Origin of the sequence: Actinophytocola sp., assembly GCF_045807065.1 — a bacterium.
Lineage (GTDB): Bacteria > Actinomycetota > Actinomycetes > Mycobacteriales > Pseudonocardiaceae > Actinophytocola.
In genome coordinates, this window is sequence record NZ_JBJMIE010000415.1 from 1 (window position 1) to 6661 (window position 6661).

Annotated in this window: 5 protein-coding genes; 2 read left to right on the top strand and 3 right to left on the bottom strand. The window is 72.2% G+C overall.

Features of this window, described 5'->3' with window-relative positions:
- On the top strand, positions 1-571 hold a 571-nt coding region (locus tag ACJ73U_RS24140), incomplete at its 5' end, for a tetratricopeptide repeat protein (protein ID WP_407779971.1).
- Between the two features lie 153 nt (positions 572-724).
- Positions 725-2128, top strand: a complete 1404-nt coding sequence (locus ACJ73U_RS24145; RefSeq protein WP_407779972.1) for a protein kinase domain-containing protein — start codon at positions 725-727, stop codon at positions 2126-2128.
- Positions 2129-2252: 124 nt separating this feature from the next.
- On the opposite strand, the gene ACJ73U_RS24150 is transcribed toward ACJ73U_RS24145, so the two are convergent.
- From ACJ73U_RS24150 to ACJ73U_RS24160, 3 genes are all read right to left on the bottom strand, one after another.
- Positions 2253-3065: a twin-arginine translocation pathway signal protein gene (locus tag ACJ73U_RS24150; protein ID WP_407779973.1), complete on the bottom strand. Its 813-nt coding sequence runs from the start codon at positions 3063-3065 to the stop codon at positions 2253-2255.
- 94 nt (positions 3066-3159) lie between these two features.
- Entirely contained in the window at positions 3160-5523 is a 2364-nt protein-coding gene (locus ACJ73U_RS24155) for a penicillin acylase family protein (RefSeq protein ID WP_407779974.1), read from the bottom strand.
- Positions 5524-5583: 60 nt separating this feature from the next.
- The coding region (locus ACJ73U_RS24160; protein ID WP_407779975.1) for a cytochrome P450 at positions 5584-6661 on the bottom strand (1078 nt) is incomplete at its 5' end.

The following is a 6661-nucleotide window of genomic DNA, read 5'->3' on the forward strand; positions in this document are numbered from 1 at the left end:
CACGCTGTTCGTCGAGCTGGGCAGCTACCAGGGTCAGGCGGACGCGCTGCGGGGGCTGGCGATGACGCGCTACCTCGGCGGTGACCGGACGCCCGCCGACCACCTGGCGGCGGCCGAAACGCTCCAGAGCGCGCTGGAGCTGTGCGACAAGATCGGCGATCGGCTGTGCGAGGCGGGCATCTACAACGATCTCGGGGTGCTCGCGCACCTGTCCGGGCGCTGCCAGGAGGCCACCGCGAGCCTGGTCCGCGCACTCGCGCTGTGCGAGGAGATCGGCGACCCCACCGGCACGATCGACGCGCTGAACAACCTCGGCACGCTCGCGTTGGACTGGCCGGAGGCCGGGGACGCGTTCACCTACCACGAACGCGCGCTGCGGCTCGCGCGTGACCTCGGCGGGTTCGTCGCGGTGGCCAGGGCACTGGAGGGCATGGGCCGGTGCCTGATCCGGGCCAGCTACGCGGGCAACGGGCGCGCGTACCTGCGTGAGGCCCTCGACGTCTACGAACGGCTGGGCATGCCGCAGGCGCGCGGCGTGCGGACGACACTGGCCGAGCTGGAGAAGGACTGACGTGTGCGGTGACCGTCCCGGTTCACGCGTGTCGACGACCGGCCCCGGCTGTGCGGCGGGCGGCCCGCGGAACGGACGCCGCCGGTACGCCGGCGAGCCGTACGACGCCGGCGCGGTGTTCCCGCACGCGGCGGCACGCTAGCGTGACCCTCGATGGACGAGGGTGAGCTGGTCGCCGAGCGGTACCGACTCGAGTCGGTGATCGGTCGCGGCGCCATGGGCGTCGTGTGGCTGGCGCACGACGAGCGGCTGGAGCGCGAGGTCGCCGTCAAGCAGCTGCTGCTCGGTGACTCGCCGGACCAGGAGCTGGGGACGGCGACGCCGGAACAGGCGAGCGCCGCCGCGATGCGTGAGGCACGCATCGCGGCGAAACTGCGCCACCCCAACGCCATCTCCGTCCACGACGTGGTGACCCACGGCGGCCGGCCGTGCCTGGTCATGGAGTACCTGCGTTCCGAGCCGCTCGACGCCGTGCTCGTCTCCCGGGGCGGGTTGCCGCCGCAGGAGGCCGCCGCCATCGGCGCGCAGGTCGCCGCGGCGCTCGCGGCGGCGCACACCGCTGGGATCGTGCACCGGGACGTCAAGCCGGAGAACATCCTGATCACCGAGGACGGCACGGCGAAGATCACCGACTTCGGGGTGTCCCGCGCGGTCGGCGTGGCCACCGTGACCACGACCGGGATCCTCGCCGGCACGCCCGCCTACCTCGCCCCCGAGGTCGCGGGCGGCGCGCAGGCGACCCCCCGCTCGGACGTGTTCTCGCTGGGCGCCACGCTCTACGCGGTCATCGAGGGTCTGCCGCCGTTCGGGATCGACGACAACCCGATCGCGTTGCTGCACCGGGTCGCGGCGGGTGAGCTGACCCCGCCGCGGCGGGCCGGCGAGCTGACCGAGCTGCTGCTGTGGCTGCTGCGCCGCGACCCGGCCGAGCGGCCGACGATGAAGGTCGCGCACGAGGCCCTGTCCACGTTCGCCGCAGGCCGGTCGTTCCCGGTGCCGCGGTCGCGGGCGCCGACGGTGGCGATGCCGGCGCCACCACAGGCGCACCAGACGCACACGCCCCGGCGGGGTCTGCTGATCGCCATCGGGGCGGCGGGCGTGGCACTGCTGGTGGGCGGCGTGCTCCTCGGGGTGGCGCTGCGCGGAACGCCCTCGGGTGGCGCCGCCGCGGCGGCGCCACCGTCGTCGACCACCACGGCCGCGCCGTCCACGTCCCAGCGCCCGATCGTGGCCGGCGGCACGTGCGTGGCCAGCTACGACGTCGTCAACTCCTGGCCCGGCGGCTACCAGGTGTCGGTGACCGTCCGCAACGACGGCGACACCACGCTCGAGGGCTGGGCGGTGCGCTGGCGGCTACCCGCCGGCCACGGCATCCGCGACCTGTGGAACGGCCGGCTCACCGAGGACGGCGCCGGCGGCACCGACGTCACGGTCAGCGACGCCGACTGGAACACCACCGTCCCGGCCGGCGGCCAGACCACCTTCGGCTTCAACGCCACCACCCCCGGCACCCCGAACACCCGCCCCGTCCCCACCATCACCTGCCAACCCCAGTAGGCCGCGTGTCCAACGCGCCGGACCCCTGAGTTCAACAAATCGTGCGGCGGACGACGGCACGATTTGTCGAACTCGCGGGATCGGAACGTTGGACACGCGGGTCTTGGGGGTTGGACTCGCGGGGTCAGGTGGTGGGTGGCGGGCCGCCCGGAGGTGGGCCGCCGGTGTTGCCGTCGTCGCCGCCGACCGCGGTGTCGGACAGGTCCAGGCCGATCGCGAACTCCGCCGCGTAGCCGCGGCCCAGGCGGTGCGGGTGCAGGAGCATCTGGTCACCCGCGCCGTTGCCGGTGTAGATGAAGTCTTGCGCGTTGGTGGTGTCCGGTGTGCCCTTCGACGCGTACGGCGGCGCCGTCAGGTACCCGGCCTTGAACTCCTCGGTGAAGTACAGCTGCGAGGTGAACTCGTACGGGTTGCCGTCGGTGCCGGTGGTGCGGACCTTGATGTGGATGTGCACCGTCCGGCCCCGGTACCAGCCAGGCAGGATCGTCGTGAAGCCGGCGTGGCCCGCCCGGTTGGTGACCTGGTAGCCGCGCAGGAACTTCTTGCCGCTGGTGCCTTCGGAGGCGATGTCGGAGTACGAGCCGAGCGCGTCGCAGTGCCAGACGTCCACGACCGCGCCCGGCAGCGGCGTGCACCGGCCGTTCGCGATCCGCAGCACCCGCAGGCCAAGCCCGAAGGTGGTGCCGGCGGAGACCGTGCCGTCCGACGGGTCGCTGCGGATGTCGGCGCGGTTGAGCCCCTCGTCCACGAAGTAGGGCCCCTCGACCATCTCCGGCTTCACGACGCAGTCGACGCAGTCCGCCGCCCTCGCCGACGTGTCCGCCGCGGCGACCCCGGCCGAACCGGCGACGCTCAACGCCACTCCGGAAATGCCCAGAATCGCGAGAGCCTGCCGCCGGCCCAGCACGCGGCCTACGGGTTCATCGTCGTTGTCCATGGTTGTCCTCACTGTGCGGGAACACGTGAGCACGGAACGTATGAGCCCCGTATGTGTGTAAACCCTGAGTAAACTGTGCGTGAGCTGTGGGGCACTATCCGCGCAGGCGCACCACCTTCAGCGCCGGCGACGCCAGGATGTCGCGCTCGCAGTACCGCGAGCGCACCCAGCCGCTCGCCGAGAAGAGCCTCGTCTGGTCGGCGAAGTGCGGTGACGTGGGGTCGCTCGACTGCGAGTAGGTCAGCAGGGTCGCCGCGTCCGGGCACCGGCCACCCGTGAACGACACGACCTGGATGTGGCTCGACCCGTGGACCACCTCGACGTCGCCGGCGCTCGGGTCCCACACCGGGATCATCATGTTGAGCACGCCCTGCGCGTCGTGCCCGCCGTGGATCGGGATCCGCACGCCGTCACGCACGACGTAGTGGTTGTCCCCCAGCGGCGCGTCCGGCGCGATCCCCGCTCCGCGCAGGTCGGCGATGGCGTCGCCGAGTGCCCGGGCCACCGCAGGGTTCGCCGTGTCGAGCGTGTTGGGCGTGGCGATCGGGTCCGCCGGGTCGAACGGCACCAGCCACAGGTCGGGCAGCCTGGCCGCCCGCAGCCAGAACCGCTCGAACAGCAGCCCGCCGCGGCTGTCCACGGTCATCGTCCTGTCCCAGCCGGACAGTGCGGTGCACGCGGTGCCGACGGGCACGGTGCCGCCGTCCGAAGTCGGCGCCCGCCCGTCCGGGAACGCCGCGCACATCCGGGCCGCGGCGGCCGCGGCCTGGCCACCCATGAAGCTCTGGTCTGCGAACAGCATGTCCTGCATGGACTGCCGGGTGAACGTGCCGAGCCGCGCCTCCACCGCGGTGACCCCCATGCGGGTGCGCGGGGCGCGCTGGGTGCCGATGTCGCCGATGATCCGCGGGTAGCCGGTGATCGGCTGGTGGGGGTTGGACAGCCACGCGCTGTCGTTGGAGTTCTCGACGTAGTCCGCGCGGGTGAGCACCGGCATCCGGTGCGGCCCGAAGATGCCCGGCACGAGCGCGTCCGGGTCGCGGCCCCACGCGCAGTCCCCGCGCGACCCGTCCAGCACCGAGATCCCCTCGCCGGGGAACAGGATCTGGCCCAGCGGCGTGCCGCACCGCGCGGCCAGCTCGTCGGTCACGTGCGGGACGACCTGGATGTCGGAGAACAGCGCGTGCCCGTCGCGGTCCGCGGCGATCGTGTTGACCCACGGCACGCCCTGTGTCTCGGACAGCACGTGCACGATGTCCTCGGTGCTGCCGGCCTCCCCGAGGCCGAACCAGGTGTTGAGGCCACGCAGGTTGTCGCGGTTGGCGTCGCGCATCGCGTACGCGGTGGTGGTGGTCCAGTCCAGCGGCAGCCCGAACGCCGGGGAGAGGACCGGCCCGTACCGCGTCGAGTACAGCGTGCGCTCGACGGTGCCGAGCGTCCCGTCGGCGTTGCGGACTCCGACGCGCACGTGCCGGCTGGTCATCCGCTCCGGCGTGCCGTCGACGAGGTAGGCCGTGGGGTCACCCGGCACCAGGTTCAGCTGGTACAGACCGAACGGCGTGGCGGTGGAGACGGTGTGGCTCCACGCGACGGCGGAGTTGAAGCCGATCTGGATCAGCGGCAGGCCGAGCAGGCTCCCACCGCTGACGTTCAGCTTGCCCGGCACGGTCAGCTGCGCCTGCCAGAACCGGCGGCCGCCCTGCCACGGGAAGTGCGGGTTGCCGAGCAGCAGGCCGCGCCCGTTCGCCGTCCCGGCCGACCCGACGGCGACGGCGTTGCTGCCCATGTCCATGCCGTCCAGGGCTTTGCGCACCCGGTCCACGGCGTCCGGTGGGATCGCGGACGGCGTGCTCGGCGTGGTCGGCGCCGCCGCGTTCGCGATGCTGTCGATCACCTGCGCGGTGCCGGCGTAGGTGAACACCGCGTAGAAGTGTCGGTAGACGTCCTTCTCGGTGATCGGACGAACCCAGTCCGCGCCGCGGCAGGTCGGGTCGGTGACGCCGACCTGCCGCAGGTACCGGTTGTAGCCGGCGGCGTACCCGCGGATGATGTCGCGGACCTCGCGCCGCGGGCCGGCCGGCGCCGGCTGGGCGATGAGGTGCTCCACCACCCGGGAGTCGTTGATCTGCTGGAAGTACAGGTCGCTGTTCAGGTTCGACGTGGCGGGCCCGTAGTCGAAGTCGGACGGCGTGTCCGCGCCGAGGTACTCCGACCGCCGCGCGTCGACGGTCAGGTAGATCTTCGCCAGCTGGCAGACGTTGTCGGTGGCGGCGGCGAATCCGTACCCGTAGCCGAGCCCGGTGAAGTCGCTCGCGGTGATGTGCGGCACGCCGTACTCGGTGTACCGGATGTCGGCGCCCAACCCGTGCCGCGTCTCGGCCGGCGCCTCGGAAACGGTGGTGCTGAGAACCGTCGCGGCGGCGAGCAACGCCGCGCTCCAGTGAATGCCCCTTCGCATGAGGCCTTCCTACCGGATGACGGCGGCGCGTGGCTCAGGGAGAAACCCTGAGCCACGCGGTCACCCGACGTAGGCCGGGGTGAAGGTCACCGGGAGCCTGGTCAGACCGCGGGTCCACACCGTCGACCGCCATTCCGGCTCGCCGGCCAGCACGAGGTCCGGCAGCCGGTCGATGAGGACCTCGATGCTCGTCTTCGCGATGATCTCCGCCAGCTCCGGCGCCGGGTAGGGGCAGCCGTGCTCGCCGTGGCCGAAGGACATCATCGCGCGGTTGCCGGCCGTGCTGCCGGACGGGCGGACCTGGGGGTCGGCGTTCGCGGCGGCCAGGCCCAGCACGAGGAGGTCGCCGGTGCGGACGCGCTGGCCGCCGAGGATGGTGTCGCGGGTGGCGACGCGGCCGATCCAGTTCTGCGTGGGCGTGTTGTGCCACAACACCTCGGTGAGCGCGTCGCCGACGCTGGCCCGCCCGCCGGACAGGGTGACCGCGAACCGTTCGTCGGTGAGCATGAGGACGATCGTGTTGCCGATCCAGTTGGTCGTGTGCTGGTGTCCGGCGAGCAGCACGATCAGCAGGTCGTTCAGGATCTCCTCGGTAGCCAGGTTCGCGGCGTCGCCCAGCAGGTGCGAGGGCATGTCCGCGCCCGGGTTCACGCGCTTCTCGTCGATCAGCCGCTGCATCTCCTCCTGCATCCGCGCGTACGCCTGCATCTGGTTCTCCGCCGACGTGGAGAGCCCGCCCATCGCGTCGTCCACGAGCGCGCCCGCCTCGTCCTCGGACATCCCGCAGATCATCGCGAGGGCACGCAACGGAACCCGCGTCGTGTACTGGCCCACCAGTTCGACCTCGCCTGCGCCGGCGAACCGGTCGATCATGCGGTCGGCGATCCGCTCGCACTGGGTGGCGAGCTCGAACTGGTCGATCGACGCCAGCGCGTCGCTCAGCGCGCCGGCCCGCCGCGTGTGCTCCGGGCCCTCGGTGAACATCACCGACGGGTTGGGCACGAGGTGCTGCAGGAGCGGCCAGTCGTCCGGCACGCTCTCCCAGCCGTTCCAGCGCCTGGTGTCGCGCGCGAACAGCTGCGAGTCGGTCGTCACCTGGTGCAGCTCCCGGTACCCGCCCACGAACCACGCGGGGACG